General features: G+C 58.9%; 18 protein-coding genes. 15 read left to right on the plus strand and 3 right to left on the minus strand.

The annotated features are described in order from the left end of the window. Positions 1-89: 89 nt before the first annotated feature. Together A3OQ_RS0107045 and A3OQ_RS0107050 are read left to right on the plus strand one after the other, a co-directional pair. Entirely contained in the window at positions 90-1,562 is a 1,473-nt protein-coding gene (locus tag A3OQ_RS0107045; protein ID WP_152428347.1) for a lipopolysaccharide biosynthesis protein, read from the plus strand. After that, positions 1,562-2,794 (plus strand): glycosyltransferase, encoded by a 1,233-nt coding sequence (locus A3OQ_RS0107050; protein WP_020174669.1) that lies wholly within the window; start codon positions 1,562-1,564, stop codon positions 2,792-2,794. Before A3OQ_RS0107045 ends, A3OQ_RS0107050 begins: the two co-directional genes overlap by 1 nt. On the opposite strand, the gene A3OQ_RS23440 is transcribed toward A3OQ_RS0107050, so the two are convergent. Next, positions 2,766-3,845, minus strand: a complete 1,080-nt coding sequence (locus A3OQ_RS23440) for a glycosyltransferase (protein ID WP_020174670.1) — start codon at positions 3,843-3,845, stop codon at positions 2,766-2,768. The two genes, A3OQ_RS0107050 and A3OQ_RS23440, sit on opposite strands and share 29 nt — an antisense overlap. 71 nt (positions 3,846-3,916) lie before the next feature. On the opposite strand from A3OQ_RS23440, the gene A3OQ_RS0107065 reads away from it, so the two are divergent. The 5 genes from A3OQ_RS0107065 to A3OQ_RS0107085 all read left to right on the plus strand — a co-directional run bounded on the left by A3OQ_RS0107065 (position 3,917) and on the right by A3OQ_RS0107085 (position 7,350). Continuing rightward, positions 3,917-4,390 carry a hypothetical protein gene (locus A3OQ_RS0107065; protein WP_152428348.1) on the plus strand — a complete coding sequence of 158 codons (474 nt, stop codon included), beginning with the start codon at positions 3,917-3,919 and terminating at the stop codon, positions 4,388-4,390. A gap of 16 nt (positions 4,391-4,406) precedes the next feature. After that, entirely contained in the window at positions 4,407-5,258 is an 852-nt protein-coding gene (locus tag A3OQ_RS25270; protein WP_020174672.1) for a ribonuclease T2 family protein, read from the plus strand. A gap of 61 nt (positions 5,259-5,319) precedes the next feature. Continuing rightward, a complete protein-coding gene (locus tag A3OQ_RS0107075) occupies positions 5,320-6,174 on the plus strand; it encodes a 23S rRNA (adenine(2030)-N(6))-methyltransferase RlmJ (protein WP_026595593.1) in 855 nt (284 codons plus the stop codon). Between the two features lie 197 nt (positions 6,175-6,371). Continuing rightward, positions 6,372-6,584: a cold-shock protein gene (locus A3OQ_RS0107080; RefSeq protein ID WP_020174674.1), complete on the plus strand. Its 213-nt coding sequence runs from the start codon at positions 6,372-6,374 to the stop codon at positions 6,582-6,584. A gap of 160 nt (positions 6,585-6,744) precedes the next feature. Then, entirely contained in the window at positions 6,745-7,350 is a 606-nt protein-coding gene (locus A3OQ_RS0107085) for a glutathione S-transferase (RefSeq protein ID WP_020174675.1), read from the plus strand. Positions 7,351-7,526: 176 nt separating this feature from the next. Here A3OQ_RS0107085 and A3OQ_RS0107090 read toward each other — a convergent pair whose 3' ends face one another. Beyond that, the gene (locus A3OQ_RS0107090) at positions 7,527-8,198 is read right to left on the minus strand and encodes an outer membrane protein (protein WP_020174676.1); all 672 of its coding nucleotides are present in this window, start codon (positions 8,196-8,198) and stop codon (positions 7,527-7,529) included. 397 nt (positions 8,199-8,595) lie between these two features. Between A3OQ_RS0107090 and A3OQ_RS0107100 the strand changes: the two genes are divergently transcribed. The 7 genes from A3OQ_RS0107100 (at position 8,596) to A3OQ_RS0107130 (ending at position 15,698) form a co-directional block, all read left to right on the plus strand. Next, positions 8,596-9,378, plus strand: a complete 783-nt coding sequence (locus A3OQ_RS0107100; RefSeq protein WP_051116022.1) for an SDR family oxidoreductase — start codon at positions 8,596-8,598, stop codon at positions 9,376-9,378. 149 nt (positions 9,379-9,527) lie between these two features. Then, positions 9,528-10,070: a DUF992 domain-containing protein gene (locus tag A3OQ_RS23445; protein ID WP_020174679.1), complete on the plus strand. Its 543-nt coding sequence runs from the start codon at positions 9,528-9,530 to the stop codon at positions 10,068-10,070. Between the two features lie 221 nt (positions 10,071-10,291). Next, positions 10,292-11,212 (plus strand): ABC transporter ATP-binding protein, encoded by a 921-nt coding sequence (locus A3OQ_RS0107110; protein ID WP_020174680.1) that lies wholly within the window; start codon positions 10,292-10,294, stop codon positions 11,210-11,212. Next, entirely contained in the window at positions 11,209-11,970 is a 762-nt protein-coding gene (locus A3OQ_RS0107115) for an ABC transporter permease (RefSeq protein WP_020174681.1), read from the plus strand. The genes A3OQ_RS0107110 and A3OQ_RS0107115 overlap by 4 nt, the downstream gene beginning before the upstream one ends. Before the next feature lie 63 nt (positions 11,971-12,033). Further along, positions 12,034-12,777 (plus strand): 2OG-Fe dioxygenase family protein, encoded by a 744-nt coding sequence (locus A3OQ_RS0107120; protein ID WP_026595594.1) that lies wholly within the window; start codon positions 12,034-12,036, stop codon positions 12,775-12,777. A 126-nt stretch (positions 12,778-12,903) separates the two neighbouring features. Further along, positions 12,904-14,499 carry an alkaline phosphatase D family protein gene (locus A3OQ_RS0107125; protein ID WP_020174683.1) on the plus strand — a complete coding sequence of 532 codons (1,596 nt, stop codon included), beginning with the start codon at positions 12,904-12,906 and terminating at the stop codon, positions 14,497-14,499. After that, positions 14,496-15,698 carry a cation:proton antiporter gene (locus tag A3OQ_RS0107130; RefSeq protein ID WP_020174684.1) on the plus strand — a complete coding sequence of 401 codons (1,203 nt, stop codon included), beginning with the start codon at positions 14,496-14,498 and terminating at the stop codon, positions 15,696-15,698. Before A3OQ_RS0107125 ends, A3OQ_RS0107130 begins: the two co-directional genes overlap by 4 nt. Positions 15,699-15,701: 3 nt before the next feature. On the opposite strand, the gene A3OQ_RS0107135 is transcribed toward A3OQ_RS0107130, so the two are convergent. After that, on the minus strand, positions 15,702-17,843 hold the full coding sequence (locus A3OQ_RS0107135; RefSeq protein ID WP_020174685.1) for a molybdopterin-containing oxidoreductase family protein: 2,142 nt from the start codon (positions 17,841-17,843) through the stop codon (positions 15,702-15,704). A 245-nt stretch (positions 17,844-18,088) separates the two neighbouring features. On the opposite strand from A3OQ_RS0107135, the gene A3OQ_RS0107140 reads away from it, so the two are divergent. Beyond that, positions 18,089-18,703, plus strand: coding sequence for a TetR/AcrR family transcriptional regulator (locus tag A3OQ_RS0107140; RefSeq protein WP_020174686.1), 615 nt, complete (start codon positions 18,089-18,091; stop codon positions 18,701-18,703). Positions 18,704-18,770 lie beyond the last annotated feature (67 nt).

Genomic DNA, 18,770 nt, shown 5'->3' on the forward strand with positions numbered 1-18,770 from the left:
GCTACCCGCATGCTCTCTTATATGTTCCCTTGGCTCTATATAATCTCTCGGCGAAGCGTCTCGATCCTCTTTGGCTTGATCGCCGGTTCATGTCGTCAAGATGGTCCGCCGATCCCATGCTGATCCGTCAAACCCTCCTTTATTTGCCGGCGCAATTGATAGGGCCCGCGCTGCAACTCTTCGCGGCGGTTATATGGACGCATTGGCTGACGCCGGATGCCTATGGCGCCTTGCTGTTCCTGATCGCAGGCCAGGAACTCATCTCCGTGATCTGCCTTTCCTGGTGGTCGTATTATACGTTGCGCTATCTCGGCGCCGTCGGCGATGCCGAAGGGCAACGCCGCTATCTCGCCTCGGAAGGCTCGGTTCTCGCCATGACCTCGATCGTTCAAACGATCCTGGCTGTGCTGGTCCTCGCGACTCTATCCATCAAAGTGACGCCGGAACTGATCGCGGCGACTGTTCTCTACACGTTGACGCGTTCCGCGATCGCTCATCTGAGCGAACGGGCCCGGGCCAGCAGCCGCATCGAGCTTTACACTTTTGCGCAAACAGCGGGGCCGGCGCTCGGCTTCGTATTGGCCTTCTCGGCCATTGTCTTCATCGCACCCACAGCGGAAAACGCGCTGTTCGGTTTTGCCATCGCACAGGCGATTTCGCTGCTCTTTCTCGGACGAGCGATGCATCTCTCGTTCGGCAGCAGAACGCTCGACCGCGAAACCCTGGAACGGGCGCTGCGTTTCGGTATCCCGCTTGTGATCGCAGGCGTGGTCGGCTGGATCAGCGTGAACGGCATTCGCGTGATCATCAATGAGACGAGAGGCGCGGAAGCCATGGGTCTTGTTTCCGTCGGCTGGAGCCTCGGGCAGCGATTGGCGGTGACCATGGCGATGCTTGTGACGGCCGCGGCGTTCCCGCTCGCAGTCAAGCATCTGCATGACGGATCGCGCGAAGAATCGCTGCGGCAATTGGCGAATTCCGGCGCACTTCTGTTCGCGCTTTTGCTGCCGACCTCGGTCGGCCTCGTGCTGGTCACGCCGCATCTGATCGCGCTGACGATCGCGAAGCCCTTCCAGGCCGTCACTGTGGCGGTCTTGCCCATAGCGGTCATCGCCGGGTCGCTTCGCAATATGCGCCTGCATTTCAGCGATCAGGCTTTTCTCCTGTTCGAGCGCACCGATCTTGCCACCTGGGTCAATGGATTCGAAGCCGTTGCCGTGATCCTATTCTGTCTAATCGGGCTGGCTGTCGATGGCATTGTCGGCGCGGCGGCGGGATGCCTCGCCGGTTCGTTTCTGGGTGCGATCGCCGGCATGAGCCTTTCGCGTCTTCGCTTCGGTCTCATCATTCCCTGGGGCCACGTCGCCCGTATCACGATTGCGACGGCCGTCATGGCGCTCGTTGTTGTGCTGACGCCGGATCGTGACAACGCGTCCATCCTTCCCCTCGTCCTAAAGGTGGGGGATGGGATCATTGCCTATGCGGTCACTCTGTTCGTACTTTATCCGTCGTTCAGACGCTCATTGCGGCATCTGAGCGTTTTTGGGGGCGCCGTGACCTGATGCGCAGTCACGCCTATCGGACGTGCCTTTTCCATCCGATGGATCCGCGCGGCACGAAGCTCGGCGGGATCGAAACCCATGTCCGTTTGATCCTGTCGGCACACCCGGGCGATTTCTCGATCCTCTTCGTCGGTGTCGATGAACGCGGCGATTGCCGGCTTGGCGAAGTGACGGAACTGACGATCGGCACCAGAAAAATCGCCTTCCTGCCGGTGATCAATATGTCCGAAGACAAGATCAATCTTGCCAGCAAAACGATCCTCGGTTCGCTCACGCTGCGCTATGCGCTCGGCGTCTTGCGTTATCTGCCGCGCATCAAAAGCTTGCTCAAGGGGAGCTCGGCGTCGGCGGACCTGCAACGCTATGAATTTGCCGTGTTGGCGAAACTGCTCGGCCTGCCTTTCGTTTTGATGATCCATAATGAGGGGTCGAAAAACGATGCAATGGACAGTCTTCTCAAACGCTATTGGTTCATCCATCTGTTGAATGAGCGCATAGCGGTGAGATTGGCCGGTCATATCTTTGGCGTGAATCCGAATATCGTCGAGCGTATCAAGCGGCTCTATCCGTCGGCGGCGCGGAAAATCGAGATGATGACCGTTTCAATCGATACGCAGCGTTTCGCGGCGCGCCCTTTCGATTGCAGCGACGGCATTTTCAAGATCGTCTTTGCCGGCCGCCTCGATGCCTTCAAGGACCCGCCCTTGATGTTTACGGTCCTGCGCGATCTTCACGCGCGCCTCGATGGGCGGCTCGCCTTTCATTATGTCGGCCCGACCGATCCGCACCGCTATGCGGAGTTCGCGGCGATCGAACCCTTCAGCGTGCTGCATGGCTCGCGCACATCCGCGGAAGTGGCTTCGATCATGGCGCAATGCCATGCCGGCATTCTCACATCCCATTTCGAAGGCATGCCCTGTTATCTTCTGGAATGTCTATCGACCGGGCGTCCCGTGGCTGCGATCCGCCTGCCGCAATATGAGCCCTTGATCATCGAAGGGATCAGCGGAAGCCTTGTCGCCCGCACCGATCCGGCCGATGCCTGCAAGAGCGCATTGGTCGATGCTTTCGCCGCGCTCTGGGACAAGATCCGCGCCGGAACGTTGGATCCAAGCCGCATCCATGCCTGCGTCGAGCCTTATTCGGTCGAAAATCAAATGACGCGGCTTTTTGCCTGCCATCGCGCCTTGCAGCACGAGCGGATCAGGGTCGCGCCAGCACCTCTTCGATGAGCGTTTCATAAGAGGTCAGCGCCTTGTCGAGCGAAAAGCTTTTGGCCCGCTCGATCCGGGGGCCGGGCTCGCCCGGATCGTCGAGGGCGGCCTCGAGGGCGACCGCCAGGGCCTTTTCGTCGCCCGCCGGCACGAGCCAGCCGTAGCGGCCGCGATCCAGAATCTCGCGCGGCCCATCACAATTGGTTGAAACCACGCTGAGGCCATTGGCCAGAGCTTCGGCCACGACGAGGCCGAAGGCTTCGCTATCGGACGACAGCACGAAGCAGCGGGCGCGCGCGTAGATCGCCCAAGGTTCGGCAATATAGCCGAGCAATTTGACGCGATCGGCGACATGCTGGCGGGCGATTTCAGCCTCGATGGCCGGCCGTTCCGGGCCGTCGCCGAGGATCAAAAGCTCGGCATCGCTCCGGTTCATGCGCGCGAAGGCGCGGATGAGAAGCGGCAGGTTCTTGTAGGACACCATACGTCCGCTCGCCAGAAGGACAGGCGGTCGCGATAAAAGTTCACGCGCGCTTGAGGGCGGCGCCAACGGACCCGTAAGCACCGGATTGTAAATCGTGACCGTGCGGCTCGGCACCGAGGCGAAATGGAAAATGAGATAGTTCTTCAATCCGGCCGAGACACAGACCGTGCGTGCCGCGAGCCATGTCAGAAGCGGCGTCAGAGCATAGGACACGCGGCTTAAAAACTGCGGTTCGCTGACCCAATAGCCGTGATAAGAGAGGATGCTGCGTTTGAGGCGTCCGGTGAGAAGCGCGGCCAGCACATGTTTCAGGTTGGAAATACTGAGGGCGGAAAGCGAGACATCCGGCTTTTCCTGACGCAGAAGCCTGGCCAAGCCCGTCACGGCCTTTGCATGATTGCGGCCTAGCACAACAAGCCGGACCTCCGGCGACAGATAGGGCCTATTCTCTTCCGCCTCGAAATCGACGGCGAACAACACGTCGTGACCGCGTGCGGCCATACCGCTCGCCAAAGAGGCAAAAACCCGCTCGGCGCCACCGCCCGCCAAGGCATGCGTATAGAACAGGAGTTTTCTTGGCGTCATGGATGACCCCTCTTGACGCTTCCGCCTGTCCGAAGCATCGTCGGCTCGAGCCATCAGCAGGATGTTTATGAATGCAAGTTTTATGTGACCGAGTGAAGCGGTTTTCGATATTGAGCTTCGCCGCTCTCCTCACAGTGAACGTGATCGGCCTCGCGGCCGTTCAGGCGCGCCCGCTGACTCCCGCGGAGGCGCGCCGTTATCCCTATGCTGCGAACCTGCCGGATTGCGGCGATCCCAACGTCGTTTCGCGCATTCAATCGACATTCAGTCAGGCCGAAGACGAATATTGGCATTCCGGACTAGCGATCCTCGGCTTCGACCAGGTCGATGAAATCGGCTACCGCAGCAACGGCGTGGATTATATCCCAAGGCGCTATTGCGTGGCACAGGCCGTCATGAACGATCAGAAATTGCGCACCGTGTCTTACTCGATCGGACAAGATCTCGGCATTATCGGCTGGTTCGGCTTCGGTGTCGAATGGTGCGTCGCCGGTCTCGATCGCGAGAAAGCCTATGCGCCGAATTGCAAGATGGCGCGGCCCTGACCGATCGGAGTTTGGAATGCGCCTTGCCGGTTGCCGACGAGTCTTAGCCGCCACGGCAGGCGCTGTTCTTGCCTTTGGAGTCTCGGTTTGCATCAATGATGCGGCGCTGAGCGCCGAGGATGAGGATTGCATCCTCGATCATTGCGCCGATCAGAAGGAACCGGGCCCCAAACCCGTTCCGCAACCAAAGCCCAACGAGCAAAAGCCCGTTGCGGCCAAGCCGGATCCGGTGAATGACATCGAGCCGCAGCAGACGGCGGCCGAGCCGGATTCGGCGCAGCCGCGCGGCCCGAGCCGGCCCGGCAGTTTCGACTTCTATGTGCTGTCGCTCTCCTGGTCGCCCGGGTTTTGCGCGACCAGTAGCGGGCGCAGCTATACGCAGTGCGAGAGCGGCGCCAATCTCGGTTTCGTCGTCCATGGCCTTTGGCCGCAATATGAGCATGGATTTCCGTCGGATTGCCGCACGTCGGCGCAATTTCCATCGCGGGCCGCGGTTGAATCCACGCACGGCCTTTATCCGGACGATGGGCTGGCCCGCTATGAATGGCGCAGGCACGGGACCTGTTCGGGCAAAAGTCCGACCGATTATTTCGCCGATGTGCGGCGCGCCCGCGAGGCGATCACGATCCCGCCGGCGTTCCAAACCGCCAGCCAACAGCAATCCTGGGTGCCGGTCGATATCGAGCGGGCCTTCATCGCCGCCAATCCGCGCCTGAGGCCCGGCATGCTGGCGGTCGCCTGCCGGCGCGGCACGCTGGAGGAAGTGCGGATCTGCTTCTCCAAGGATCTGCGCGAGTTTCAAGCCTGTCCGGAAGTCGTGAGCCATGATTGCCACGGATCGAATATCGCCGTACCGCCGATGAGGTAGAGCGCCGGCCGGGCCGTTGCTCGAAGATGGGACCGGCTATCGCGCTCTTGACGTGGTCACAATGAATTATCGGCACGATTTTCACGCCGGCAATTTCGCCGACGTTTTCAAACACATCATCTTGACCCGCATTCTGCTTCATCTCCTGAGGAAGGAGACAGCGTTTCGGTATATCGATACCCATGCCGGCAGCGGCTTTTACGATCTCTTCGGAGTGGAAGCCGGGAAAACCGCGGAGTGGCGCGCCGGGCTTGGCAAGGTGATAGCTGCCGAAGCGTCAGCTTCCGCGCGCGAACTGATTGATCCCTATCTGCGATTGGCGGCGCCCGCGGTTGAAGAGGCCGCGGATCCGCGGCACTTTTATCCGGGCTCGCCGGCGATTGCCGCGGCGCTTTTGCGCCGGCAAGACCGGATGATCTGCTGCGAATTGCATCCGAAAGCCGCGCAAGAGCTGCAAAGCTACCTTGGCCGCGACCGGCGTGCTAAAATCATCGAGATCGACGGATTTACCGGCCTGAATGCTTTTGTCCCGCCAGTCGAACGCCGTGGCGTGGCTTTGATCGACCCGGCCTTCGAGGCGAGAGACGATCTTGATCGCAGCCTTGATGTGCTTGAATCCGCCTGGCGGAAATGGGGTACCGGTATTTTTCTTCTCTGGTATCCGATCAAGGATCGAAGAGAGGTCGAATCGTCGCTTAAACGGCTCAGCGACGGTAAGATCAAACGTATTTTGCGGCTTGAGTTGCAGATCTCCGAGCCGACGCCGGTCGGGCCATTGGCCGCGAACGGGCTCCTGATCGTCAATCCGCCATTTCCGCTCGCAGGCGAGGCCGAAATCATCCTGCCGTTTCTCAGCCAGGCGATGGGTGAAGATGCCGGGGCGGGCCATCGCATCGAATGGCTGGCGGGCGAATGACAAAGCCCGGAAAAGACCGGTCTTCAATCTGTGCCATTGGAGCTTGTCAAAGCTTGTCTCTGCCCCAGTTTGTCCAAAGCGCTTAGTTAATCATGAATGCTCTTTGATGAACTCAGCGTCGCGGGTTTGTTCGTCTCCGGTAAACGTCACCGGAGCCATCAGACTTCGCCGAAAGGGAATTTGCAGGGACGACTTGGATGCCGCAACAGGGTGTAGTGAAGTTTTTCAACGCCGACAAAGGCTATGGGTTTATCAAGCCGGATGACGGTGGAAGGGACATTTTCGTCCATATCACGGCCGTTGAACAGGCCGGATTGCGCTCCTTGAACGAAGGCCAGCGCATCACTTTCGAGATCGAGCCCGATAAAAAGGGGAAAGGCCCGAAGGCCGTCGATCTCAAAGCCGACTGAGGGACGCTGCGGCCGGAGCATCGGCCCCGAAGCTGGCACTTCGCGGCTTTTGGATCATCCGATGCGCAAATGAGCGGCCGCTCGTTAGACTCCTCAGGGAATTGAATCTTCGTTATCATGGCGATGTCTTTGCCCCGCTCTCCCGGACAATTCGTCGCTCATGATGATTCTGCGTTCTTCCCTGCCGTCGCCTTTCGGACGGAAAGTCAAAATTGCCGCTTCCCTCCTTGGATTGAGAGATCAGATCGAGGTCGTTCTCGCCGACACGAATGATCCGGCGGATTCGATTCGCACACAAAATCCGCTCGGCAAAATTCCGGCGCTGATTCTGGAGGACGGCCGGATCTTCTTCGACAGCCGGGTCATCCTCGAATATCTCGACTATCGCGCCGGCGGCAATCGCCTCATTCCGGCCGAGCCCGACGCGCGGTTCGTGGTTTTGACGCAGGCGGCGCAGGCCGACGGCCTGACCGATGCGGCGCTCCTGCTCGTCTACGAAAACCGCTTTCGCGAGCCGCAGAAACAAGAACCGGCCTGGATTACCCTTCAGGCCGAGAAGGTCGCCCGGACGCTTGCCTGTTTCGAGGCGGCGCCGCCGAAGGGTAGTCGCGACATCAGCCATATCGGCCTTGCCTGCGCGCTCGGCTATCTCGATCTCAGATTTGACGGCAAATGGCGCGCCGAGCACCCGAACCTTGTCGGCTGGCTCAATGCTTTTTCGGCCGAGGTTCCGGCCTTTGAGGCGACGCGCTTCGTGCAGCCTTGATGGAGCGGCGATCGCCGCTCCATGTCTTCCTATCTAAGGTCTGGCCTCAATTATTCGATTGTCATTGCGAGCGTAGCGAAGCAATCCAGGGCCACATCCAGCGTTTGCCCATGGATTGCTTCGTCGCTCTGCTCCTCGCAATGACGCCGAGGCACTAATTTGATTAGGTCCTGATCCTAGAAATGATAGTTGATGCCCGCCCGTACGGTCGAGTAATTGACGCCGGTATTGATCGCGTTCCAGGTGCCGCCGAAATAAGTATTCGGCCCGAGCGCCGTGAAGAGATATTCGGCTTTGACCGAAACGCGCGGCGTAATCGAATATTCAATACCGGCACCCACCGCATAGCCGTTCATGTAATGCGATTGATTGATGATAAGACCGGGCGTCGTCAGGAAGTTCGAGAGATTGCCGCTGACCGAGGCGCCGGCCCAGCCGCCGGTCGCATAGACCAAAGCGCGGTCGAAGGAATAGCCAAGACGCGCCCGGACCGTATTCGTCTCGTTGATGGTGCCCTGGGCGCTGACGGCGGGGAAGGGCGAGGCGCTCCCGTTGATATCGGCCCAATCGAGGTCGGCTTCGACGCCGACGACAAGCGGCCCACCTTGGAAATTATAGCCGACCGTTCCGCCGACCATTCCGCCGCCGGAGCTGCCGAAGAAGGAGCTGCCGCCATTGGTGAAGCCGCCGAAGGAAAGGCCGCCATTGATACCGGCATAGAGGCCGGTCCAGGTGAAGATGGGCGCCGGGTAAAAGGGCGCTTGGTCCCGCATCGGCAGATCGGCCGCAAGGGCGGAACCGGTGAAGAGCGACATTGCGATGCCGGTGATCGGCGCGATCCGTTTCATGTTAAATCTCCTTCCGGGCGGGCCATGCGCCAGCTTCGATCCGCGCGTTTTTGGGGGCCTGTCAGCCGGGCTTTGCGGCCAGGTGAAGACCGCGTGGGAAGTGCCTTCCGGAGAAAAGGTTTACCGTGATGCGGTTATCTAAAAGTGAAATAACAATATTACCAAAGTTTTTATTATAGAGATGCGTGGTTCTTTAACCAAAAAACTTAACTATAATAGATATATATTTTAGGCTTCTGTCTAATAGCCAAAATATAGCTCCTTGATACATACGATCTCAGGCGAGTTCCTTTTAAGACTAGCGAGTTTAGCGTGGTTAATCGAATGGGCTCTTCTGCCCGGCGACGTGAGTGATCTTGACCTCAGCCTCGCCAAGCCCGACGAAGATCGTAAAAACATGGAGGGGGCTCAGGTGATACGATTGACGCCATCGCGCTTGGCTTTGGTGACGGGCGCCGCGCGGCGGATCGGTCTGCGGATCGCCGAACGCCTCGCCCAGCAGGACTATGACGTCATTTTACATTGCAGCCCGGCGACGCTGCCCGAGACCACCGCCGCCGCCATGCGCATCGCCCAGATGGGCGTGGTGGCAGGCGTGATCGCGGGCGATCTTGCCGATCCGGTGCGGGCAGGCGAGATCATCGCCGAGGCCAATGCGATCGCCGGGCCGCTCTCGCTTCTCGTCAACAATGCCTCGATCTTCGAACCGGACACGGCCGACCATTTCGATCCTGCGCTTTGGGAGCGGCATTTCGCGGTCAATCTGCGGGCACCATCCATTCTCGCGCGCGATTTCGCGGCGCAATTGCCGCCGGACGAGCATGGCGCCATCGTCAATATGATCGACCAGCGCGTGCTGCGCCCGACGCCGCAGTTCTTCTCTTATGCTTTGAGTAAGGCCGGGCTTTGGATGGCGACGCGGACCATGGCGCAGGCCTTCGCGCCGCGCCGGATCAGAGTCAATGCGATCGGGCCGGGGCCGGTCCTGCCGAACGGTCCCCAGGGCGAGGCCGGGTTTGAGAAAGAAGTTCAGGGCCTGCCGCTGAAACAGGCGGTCAGCATGGACGACATAGCCGATGCCGTGCTCTATCTGGCGGAGGCCCACAATGTCACCGGCCAGATGATCGCGGTCGACGCCGGCCAGCACCTCGCCTGGGAAACCCCCGATATCGTTGCCTGAGCCCTTCTTGTGCGCGTTAACACATTCTTCCTCTGGGACGCATGCGATTTTTAACCATCGCTGGTGCCGGGAATGAACCAAACCGCGTTTGGCGCGTTATCCCGGCGGCTAAATCTAACCGCCGAAGGCGGCTTCTGGGGGACTTCATCATGAAAAACATCGTTTTCGCGGCTGTCGCTGCTCTTTCGATCGCCGATGTCTCGGGGGCTCAAGCCACCATGCGCCCCGTGCCGCTGCCGCCCGTGCGGCCGGCCGTCATGGACGCCGATTTGCAACAGGCAGGCACGCTCTCGTGCATGGTTCAGCAGGGCTTCGGCATGTTCGTCGGCTCGAGCCGCACCGCAACCTGCATCTTTGATCATCCCGGCGCCAATTCCTACAGCCAGACCTATGAGGCGACCCTGTCGCGCGTCGGTCTCGATGTCGGCGTCATGCCGAAGCAGGCGATGCGCTGGGCAGTCTATACGCCGGGCGGCGTCGCGGAGCCGGGCATGCTGGCTGGCGCCCATGCGGGCCCTTCGGCTGAAACGGCCATCGGGGTCGGCGACGGCGGCAAGGTGATGTTCCGCGATAACGGCAGCAAGGTCGTTTTCCAGCAGATGACCGCGCCCATGGCGGTTGGCGTGTCCTTCGGTCTCGGTGCCGCCAATCTCGAACTCACGACGGCGAGCGCCCCGGTGTTCAACCAGTAAGTTTCGCCGATCCGATCTTTAAGTGCCGATCCTCGGAATGTCCGGTCTCGCAAGAGGCCGGACATTTTGTGTTTGGTGGTTTTCGACATCAGATGGCCGCTTTGCGCCCACTATGGGCCGCTTGACAGCGCGTTCAGCGTTCCTGAAAGCAGACAAGACCATCCTGCCCAAATCTCCGGCTACGTTTTCAGTCGGCACTCTCTTGAGAAGTTCTTCTGTTCATGCAGCCAATCCTCTCCATAAGCCATCTTTCAAAAATCTATGCGTCCGGCCGCGTTGCTCTTAAGGAAATGTCGCTGGACATCCGGCGCGGCGAAATCTTCGCCCTGCTCGGTCCGAATGGTGCCGGTAAAACGACCCTCATCAGTGTCCTCTGCGGGATTGTCACACCTAGTTCCGGCAGTGCGAAGGTCGATGGGCATGACATCATAAAGGAGTATCGCCAAGCGCGATCGAAGATCGGCCTCGTGCCGCAGGAACTCACGACGGACGCCTTCGAGACAGTCTGGGCAACAGTCACTTTCAGCCGGGGACTTTTCGGCAAGAGCCCCAACTCGACGCTCATCGAGAAAATACTAAAAGAGCTGTCTCTTTGGGACAGGAAAGACAGCAAGATCATGACGCTTTCAGGTGGCATGAAGCGGCGGGTCATGATTGCCAAAGCTTTATCTCACGAACCGCAGATCTTGTTTTTGGACGAACCGACCGCCGGCGTCGACGTCGAATTGCGGCGTGACATGTGGCGTTTGGTCAGCTCGTTGCGCGATCAAGGTGTCACGATCATTCTCACGACGCATTACCTCGAAGAAGCGGAAGAGATGGCCGATCGCATTGGCGTGATCAACAAGGGCGAATTGATTTTGGTCGAAGACAAAAACGAACTGATGCGCAAGCTCGGCAAGAAGCAGTTGACCCTGTTTCTAGAGACACCATTGACGCATGTGCCGGACGAATTGGCAAAATACGCGCTGACCATTTCCGCGGACGGGTTGGAACTTGTTTATACCTATGACACAGCGCGCGCTGGTGTCAGGGAGCTTCTAGGCGATCTCGTAATGGCAAATATTTCCATCCGAGATTTGCAAACGAAACAAAGCACGTTGGAAGACATCTTCATAAGCCTGGTCAGGGACACTCCATGAATATCCGCGCGATCCAAGCCATATACATGTTCGAGATGGCGCGGACTGGCCGTACGTTGCTGCAAAGCGTCGTATCGCCCGTTCTATCCACATCGCTCTATTTCATCGTATTCGGCGCCGCCATCGGCTCGCATATGACGCAAATTGGCGGCGTAAGTTATGGCGCTTTCATCGTGCCTGGCTTGATCATGCTGGCGCTATTAACACAAAGCATATCGAATGCGTCGTTCGGTATTTTCTTTCCGCGCTTTGTTGGCACGATTTACGAGCTGCTTTCGGCACCCGTCTCGCCACTCGAGCTTGTCACCGGTTATGTCGGCGCAGCCGCAACCAAATCCGTCATCATCGGGGTCATCACACTGGGAACAGCCAGGCTCTTTGTGGATTTTCGGATCGATCATCCAGTTTGGATGATTTTCTTCCTCTTACTTACATCCGTGACCTTCAGCCTATTCGGCTTCGTCATCGGCATTTTGGCCGATAATTTCGAGAAACTGCAATTGATTCCGCTCCTCGTTGTCACACCCTTGACCTTCCTTGGTGGCAGCTTTTACTCCATCGACATGCTGCCGCCGTTTTGGCGTGCTGTGACTTTGGTCAATCCGGTGGTTTATCTCGTCAGCGGCTTTCGCTGGAGCTTCTTTGGGGCATCCGACCTGAACATTGCGATCAGCCTTGGCGTAACCTTGTTCTTTTTGGGTGCCTGCCTCGTAGTCGTGAGTTGGGTTTTCAAAACCGGATACCGATTGAAGGCTTAATTTCGGTCATTGGCTTTTTGTGATCGGCGCAAAGACAAGCCAGCGAGTTATGCGGATCATCAGATGACGTTTACCCCTCCTTCGGTTCCATCTCATCTGGAGAATGCGGCCAAGTTGCTCAAGACGAATGGCTTTGCTTATGTCCATGCTCCAATCATGCGAGCGGCGTTGCAAGCAGAGGGGCTCGCCGACTGGGATCGCTTCGCTGCCAGCTGGGACGATCTTGGCGTCGACCGCTATATGGCTGATGGAGGCCGGTATCGCCGTCGGCGGTTTGCAACATTCACCGTGCGAGGAGGCGAAGTTCTCAGGAAGCTTCATCAGCCCCATTATCAAAGTCGCGACTACAATCCGCTAAATGGCGGCATCGCGCGGTGGTTTGATCCGGTCATCGAGGACATACAGAGACATCCGGTAACGCTTGCCACGATCCACGTCTGCGACCAGCTTTTCACTGCGTTGACACCAAAGGACAGACGACCGAATGGCTGGCACGTCGAGATGCATCAGTTTCGTATCGAGGCAAATTCGGACATTAAAGGAGAACCCACGCCAGAAGGTATGCATCAAGATGGTGTGGATTGGGTCTTGGCATTGCTTGTGAGACGCGAAAACGTGGCCAGCGGCGAAACCAGGATTGCCGATCTTCAGCGAAATTCCATCGGAGGTTTTGTCCTTACCGAACCGTTCGATTCAGCTCTGGTGGATGACGCCCGCGTCTATCATGGGGTGACTTCGATTCATCCACTTGATCCAACCCGACCCGCCTGGCGCGATGTATTGGTTATGACGTTTCGACGCGAATAATCCTCCGGGCAAACCAAACAGAGTGATGAATGTAGGGTCCGCTTCTCGCATGGCCTGCTTGCTTGAAAGCCGTCAGTCCGCTCGCGGCCCAAAGGCAACGCATCTCTCTCGACCAACGGATAGGCAATGGACACTCGCACGCGACCCTATCGTTTGAGCCGCCGCTCTCTTCTCAAGGCTGGCGCGACATCAGGCCTTGCGCTGTCCGGCAGCATCGCCATGCCGCGCATCAGCCGCGCCGCCGACCGTCCGCAGCTTTCGCATGGGCTGCAATCCGGCGATGTGTCCGGCAATTCCGCCATCGTCTGGAGCCGGGCCGACAGACCGTCGCGCGCGATCATTGAGGTCGCGACGACCGATACGTTCAAGACTGTGCTTCACAGCACTTTCGCCGACGCGCTGCCCGAAAGCGACTTCATCACCAAAGTCGCCTTGAACGATCTTCCGGCAGGCCAGGATATTTTCTATCGCGTGACGCTCACAGATCTCTTCGAACCGGCGATCACGGGCGAAGCGCGCGTCGGCCATTTCAAGACGGCGCCCGCCGACCTGCGAAGCGTGTCCTTTTGCTGGTCGGGCGATACGGTCGGCCAAGGCTGGGGGATCGACGAGACGCGCGGCGGCATGACGATCTATGCGACCATGCTGAAGAACCGGCCGGATTTCTTTCTGCATTCGGGTGACACGATCTATGCCGACGGGCCGCTTCAGGCCGAGGTGCCGTTGCCCGACGGTACGCTCTGGAAAAACATCGTCACCGAGGAGAAGTCGAAACCGGCCGAAACGCTCGCCGAATTTCGTGGCGCCTATAAATATAATCTCTTGGACAAGAACCTTCTCGCCATGAATGCCCAGATCCCCATCCTGGCGCAATGGGACGATCACGAGGTCTTCAACAATTGGTGGCCGGGCGAGCCGATGACGCGCGCCGAACTCGTGCGCAAGAAATACACGGAAAAGAACGGGTTGATTCTGGCCGCTCGCGCATCCCGCGCGTTCCACGACTATATGCCGATGCGCTTCGAGCCGTCGGAGCCCGGCCGCGTCTATCGCAAAATCTCCTATGGGCCTTTGCTCGACGTCTTCATGCTGGACGAGCGGACCTATCGCGGGCCGAATGGCGAAAATAGGCAGACCACTTATGGACCCGACTCTTATTTCATTGGTCCGGTTCAGCTCGCCTGGCTGAAGCGCGAATTGCAGGCCTCGAAAGCCACCTGGAAAGTCATCGCCGCCGACATGCCGTTGAGCCTTGTCGTCGTCTATGACATGGATCGCAACTTCGGCTCGGAAGCCGTGGCGCAAAGCGACAATGGGCCGCCGCTTGGACGCGAACTCGAAATCGCCGATCTTCTCGCCTTCATGAAGCGCGCAGATATCAAAAACTGTATCTGGGTCACCGCCGATGTGCACTATACGGCGGCGCATTATTATGATCCAAACTTGGCCCAGTTCCAGGACTTCAATCCGTTCTGGGAATTCGTGTCCGGGCCTTTGAACGCCGGCACGTTTGGTCCCAACAGGCTTGATGCTACCTTCGGCCCGCAGGTGAAATTCATGAAAGCGCCGCCACCCGGCCAATTCAATCTCTCACCTGCGGCGGGCTACCAATTCTTCGGCCATGTCGGCATAGATGGCGCGACGCGGCAGATGGTGGTCACGCTCAAGGACGTGGCCGACCATGATCTCTGGAGCGTAGCGCTGGATCCCATCCTGACGTGAGCGCTTCGGAAGTCTTCCTGATCGCAATGCTGATCATCCTCACCGTCCCCTATCTTGCATGGCGGCTCGGCGGGACGGACTATTATGCGCCGCTGGTTGTGGTGCAGATCATCACCGGCATATTGCTCGGGCCGGGCATTCTGGGTGCAATATTCCCCGCCTATTATGGTTTCGTCTTCAATCCGCAGGTGATCGCCGCGCTCAACGGTATCGCCTGGTGGGCGGTGATGCTCTTCGTCTGGGTCGCCGGGATCGAACTCGATCTGAAACAGGCCTGGATAAAGCGGCGGGAGACCGGGATCACCGCGGGTCTGGCGCTCATAACTCCTCTGCTTTTTGGCTGCGCAGCGGCGGCCGGCATGCTGGGCCTCAGTCAAGGCTGGGTCGGGACGCAGGGCGCCACATGGCAAGTGGTGCTGGGCATAGGCATGGCTTGCGCGGTGACGGCCCTGCCGATCCTCGTCTTATTCATGGAGAAGCTGGAGATCCTGCGCCAGCCGCTCGGCCAGCGCATCCTGCGCTATGCGAGCCTCGACGATGTCGCCATCTGGGGCATCCTGGCCTTGATCCTTCTCGATTGGAGCCGGGTCGAGCGCCAGCTCGCCTTTCTGGTGGTTTTTGGCGTCGCCGCTTTCGGCATGCGCAAGCTGATGCGACGGGTGCCGGCCAAGGACCGCTTCTATCTCGGCCTGATCTGGCTCGCCGCCATTGGTTTCGCCGCCGATTGGTCCGGGCTGCATTTCATGGTTGGCGCCTTTCTGTCCGGCGCGGTGCTCGAAGCCGAATTGTTCGACCAGAACCAGATGGATCAGTTCCGCAACCACGTCCTGCTCACCGTCATGCCGGTGTTTTTCCTGAGCACGGGTCTGCGCACGAATTGGCAGGTTGGCGGCTTGGCGGTGTTTGGCGCCGCGGCGGCCTTGCTGTTGGCCTCCGTCGGCGGAAAGCTTGCCGGCGTTCAGATCGCCGGCAAGATCCTCAAGTGGAAGACGGGAGAGGCTTCGATCATCGGCTGGCTGCTGCAAACCAAGGCGCTGATCATGATCATCTTCGTCAATATCCTTTTGGACAAAGGCATCATCACCAGCGAAACCTTCACGGCCACTTTGCTGATGGCCGTGGCCAGCACCATGCTGTCGATTCCGATGGTGACGCCGCTGCTGCGGCGTTATGAGGCCATCGTCTTCAAGCAGTCTTGAGCGCTATGCGCCGGCATGCGCCACTTCGACAAGATTGTCCGAAAAGGACCCGGCATTCCCCATTTCCGAGGACACATCGGAGCTGATCGAATTGACGGCCGTGTCCGACCGGTTCGCGTTCAGCCAATAGCCGACATTTGCCATGATAAGGCCCGGCATCACATCCTCGGTCAGTTCGGCGGGCGCTTCAAAAGAGCCGCGGTCGTTGAAGACGCGCACCAGATCGCCGGTATGGATGGCGCGGGCCGCGGCATCGCCTGGGTGTATGAAGACCTTCTGCTGGCCCTGCCGCTGCTGCTTCGGCGTCTCATTGGCATATTGCGTATTGAGAAATGCATGCGGCTTCGGCGAGACGATGGACAAAGGAAACCGCTGCGACAGCTCGGGCGCGGAGGCCTTGGACTCATGCGGCGGAATATAGTCTGGCAGCGGATCGATCGGATCGCCGGGCTGGAAGCCGTCATACATCGAGCGCCAGACCGGAATGACGAAATTGCCCTTTTCCGCAAGGCTCGATTTGAACTCGCATTTGCCGGAGGGCGTCGGGAAGTTGCCTTTCACATGCGGTGCTCGCTCGTTCGGCATCCCGACATTGAGCCGCATATAGCCGCGCTCTTTCAAGAGATCGAGCGTAATGCCTTTGAGCTGCGGCGCGCTCCAGTCGTAGAAGTCGCGCAGCATTTCCTCGTCGGTGCGGTCCCAATAATCGTCCTTGAAGCCCATGGTCTTGGCGAGCCGCCTGAATAGCTCGACATTGGGCACGCATTCGCCGGGCGCCGGAATGGCCGGCATGTTGAGCATCAAATAGAGATGCCCCCAGGTCACCATGATGTCGAGCTGTTCGGCCTGCATGGTGGCTGGCAGAAGGATGTCGGCGTAGCGCGCCGTATCCGTGATGAAAAGTTCGCTCACGACCGTGAACAGATCCTCGCGCAGCAACCCTTGCACGATCTTCGCTTGCGCCGGCGCCTGCGATACCGGGTTCGAATTATAGACGAAGAGCGATTTGATCGGCGGGTCGAGCGGCATTTCTCCGGTCAGCGCGGCGCCGAGTTTGAGTTCGTTAATGACACGCGTGCCGGGCTTGATCCAATCGGGACGGCAGATCCGGTCGAAAAGCGTCGGGAACTCCCAGATCGGCATTTCCATCGTGCCGCCGCCGACATGACGCCAGGCGCCGATCAGCGCGGGCAGACAGGTGATCGCGCGGATCGCCTGGCCGCCGCCGCGGCTTCGTTCGAGCGCCACGCCCTGCCGGATGGCGGCCGGCGGTGTCGTCGCATATTCGCGCGCGAGCTTGCGGATATCATCGGCGGATATGCCGGTGATCTCGGCGACGCGCTCCGGCGGATAATGCGACGCGCGTTCCTTCAGCTCCTCGAAACCGACGGTGTAATTCTTGACATAGTCCTGATCGACGAGGTTCTCGCCGATGATGACATTCATCATGCCGAGCGCCAAAGCGCCATCCGTGCCGGGCTTGATCGCGATATGCCAATCGGCCGCCTTTGCGGTGCGGGTGCGGACCGGGTCGATCACGACGATTTTCGCACCGTTCTTTTGTGCTTCGAGCAGGAACGGCCAACCATGCAGGTTGGTGCTGATCATGTTCATGCCCCACACGATGATATATTTCGCGTAGGCGAAGCTTTCGATATCGAGGCCGCCGCTGCCGCCGACCGTCATGTGCCAAGCTGTGGAAGAGCCCGACTCGCAATAGGTCTTTTCCGCGACCGTCGATCCGAGCCGGTTGAAGAAGGCATCGCCCGCGGTCAGCCCGTTCAACGTGCCTTGATGACCGAGATAGGCGTGCGGCATGATCGCCTCGGCGCCATATTGATCGATGATTTGGGTCCAACGGCTTTTGATCTCGGCCAGCGCTTCGTCCCAAGACATGCGCTCGAACTGCCCGCTGCCTTTCGGCCCGACGCGTCTCATCGGATAAAGAATGCGATCCGGATTATAGTGATGCTCGGCGAAATCCTTGAGCTTCACGCAAAGGCCGCCGCGCGTCATCGGATGTGCGGGATCGCCGGTCACCTCGACAAGCTTGCCGTCCTCGACATGATAGAGAAAGGCGCATGTATCGGGGCAGTCCTGCGGGCATGCGCCTCGCACGATCACGGGTTCATCGAGAACGGTCATCGGTATCTCCTCCGGATTTTGATCTTGTTATGCGAAGCCTTGTCTAGGCTTCTTGATTGGCGCTGTTGATGATATCGCTTCCGCCGGAAAATAAAATAGGACGACTGTCCAAAATGTGAAATATCTGCGGATGCACAAATGATGCGCAGGCGTTCGGAATTATCGCTACATATCGTGCCCGCGCTGGTGTATGAATGTGTTTATCGCTCGCGCCGCTACGCCATCAGTTGCCGAAGACATGTCTCATGACGAACGCAAACGCATTTTCCAAGGCAACGACCGATAAGGGCGGCGAACGCATCGCGATGATCCTTGAGGACGCGAAGAATATCGTCGTCGAAGAAGGGTTTTCGGCGCTGTCCTTCCGGGCGATTGCCAAACGTACAGGCATGACCGTCGGCAATGTGAGCTATTATTTCGCGAGCAAAGAGCAGCTCATGGAGCAGCTCGCGGAATATATTTTCGATCGATGGGAGAAACGATTCCGCAAGAGCATCCCCGTCGATGCCGGAGATAAAATGGGGATCTTCCTCTATGCCATAAGGTACATGATCGAAGAGAATAAAAGACCGCGTTCGCGCTCGCTTCTTCTGGAAATGTGGGCCATGGCCAATCAGAGCAGTGCAATCGCAAAGATGATGGATATTTTCTACGCCCGTATGCGCGCGCAGATCGAGGACATGATCTTCGACATCAACCCGGGCCTGCCGAAACAGGCTTGCCAGCTCAGGGCCGCGCTGATCGCGGCGCAGATCGAGGGTTTGATGGTCGTGGCGGCGCCCAAGAGGCTCGCGCGCGGCGAATTGAAGGGCATAGACGATGTGGCGTTGGAGCAGGTCACACGGCTGGCTCTGAGCTAGGCTGCCGTGCGCCGGGGCCTTATCGGACCGGACATTTTGCCTGAACTCGGCTAGACTTCCCCGGCGG

It is taken from the genome of Methyloferula stellata AR4, from assembly GCF_000385335.1.
GTDB classification, from domain to species: domain Bacteria; phylum Pseudomonadota; class Alphaproteobacteria; order Rhizobiales; family Beijerinckiaceae; genus Methyloferula; species Methyloferula stellata.

Bases quoted from the DNA above. Each gene is read 5' to 3' on its own strand.
- A3OQ_RS0107110 (WP_020174680.1), top strand. From the start codon at position 10,292: ATGCAGCCAATCCTCTCCATAAGCCATCTTTCAAAAATCTATGCGTCC.
- A3OQ_RS0107075 (WP_026595593.1), top strand. From the start codon at position 5,320: ATGAATTATCGGCACGATTTTCACGCCGGCAATTTCGCCGACGTTTTC.
- A3OQ_RS0107120 (WP_026595594.1), top strand. From the start codon at position 12,034: ATGACGTTTACCCCTCCTTCGGTTCCATCTCATCTGGAGAATGCGGCC.
- A3OQ_RS0107100 (WP_051116022.1), top strand. From the start codon at position 8,596: ATGGAGGGGGCTCAGGTGATACGATTGACGCCATCGCGCTTGGCTTTG.
- A3OQ_RS0107050 (WP_020174669.1), top strand. From the start codon at position 1,562: ATGCGCAGTCACGCCTATCGGACGTGCCTTTTCCATCCGATGGATCCG.
- A3OQ_RS0107140 (WP_020174686.1), top strand. From the start codon at position 18,089: ATGACGAACGCAAACGCATTTTCCAAGGCAACGACCGATAAGGGCGGC.
- A3OQ_RS23445 (WP_020174679.1), top strand. From the start codon at position 9,528: ATGAAAAACATCGTTTTCGCGGCTGTCGCTGCTCTTTCGATCGCCGAT.
- A3OQ_RS0107125 (WP_020174683.1), top strand. From the start codon at position 12,904: ATGGACACTCGCACGCGACCCTATCGTTTGAGCCGCCGCTCTCTTCTC.
- A3OQ_RS25270 (WP_020174672.1), top strand. From the start codon at position 4,407: ATGCGCCTTGCCGGTTGCCGACGAGTCTTAGCCGCCACGGCAGGCGCT.
- A3OQ_RS0107090 (WP_020174676.1), bottom strand. From the start codon at position 8,198: ATGAAACGGATCGCGCCGATCACCGGCATCGCAATGTCGCTCTTCACC.
- A3OQ_RS0107085 (WP_020174675.1), top strand. From the start codon at position 6,745: ATGATGATTCTGCGTTCTTCCCTGCCGTCGCCTTTCGGACGGAAAGTC.
- A3OQ_RS0107065 (WP_152428348.1), top strand. From the start codon at position 3,917: ATGCAAGTTTTATGTGACCGAGTGAAGCGGTTTTCGATATTGAGCTTC.
- A3OQ_RS0107135 (WP_020174685.1), bottom strand. From the start codon at position 17,843: ATGACCGTTCTCGATGAACCCGTGATCGTGCGAGGCGCATGCCCGCAG.
- A3OQ_RS0107045 (WP_152428347.1), top strand. From the start codon at position 90: ATGTCGTCAAGATGGTCCGCCGATCCCATGCTGATCCGTCAAACCCTC.
- A3OQ_RS0107080 (WP_020174674.1), top strand. From the start codon at position 6,372: ATGCCGCAACAGGGTGTAGTGAAGTTTTTCAACGCCGACAAAGGCTAT.
- A3OQ_RS0107115 (WP_020174681.1), top strand. From the start codon at position 11,209: ATGAATATCCGCGCGATCCAAGCCATATACATGTTCGAGATGGCGCGG.
- A3OQ_RS23440 (WP_020174670.1), bottom strand. From the start codon at position 3,845: ATGACGCCAAGAAAACTCCTGTTCTATACGCATGCCTTGGCGGGCGGT.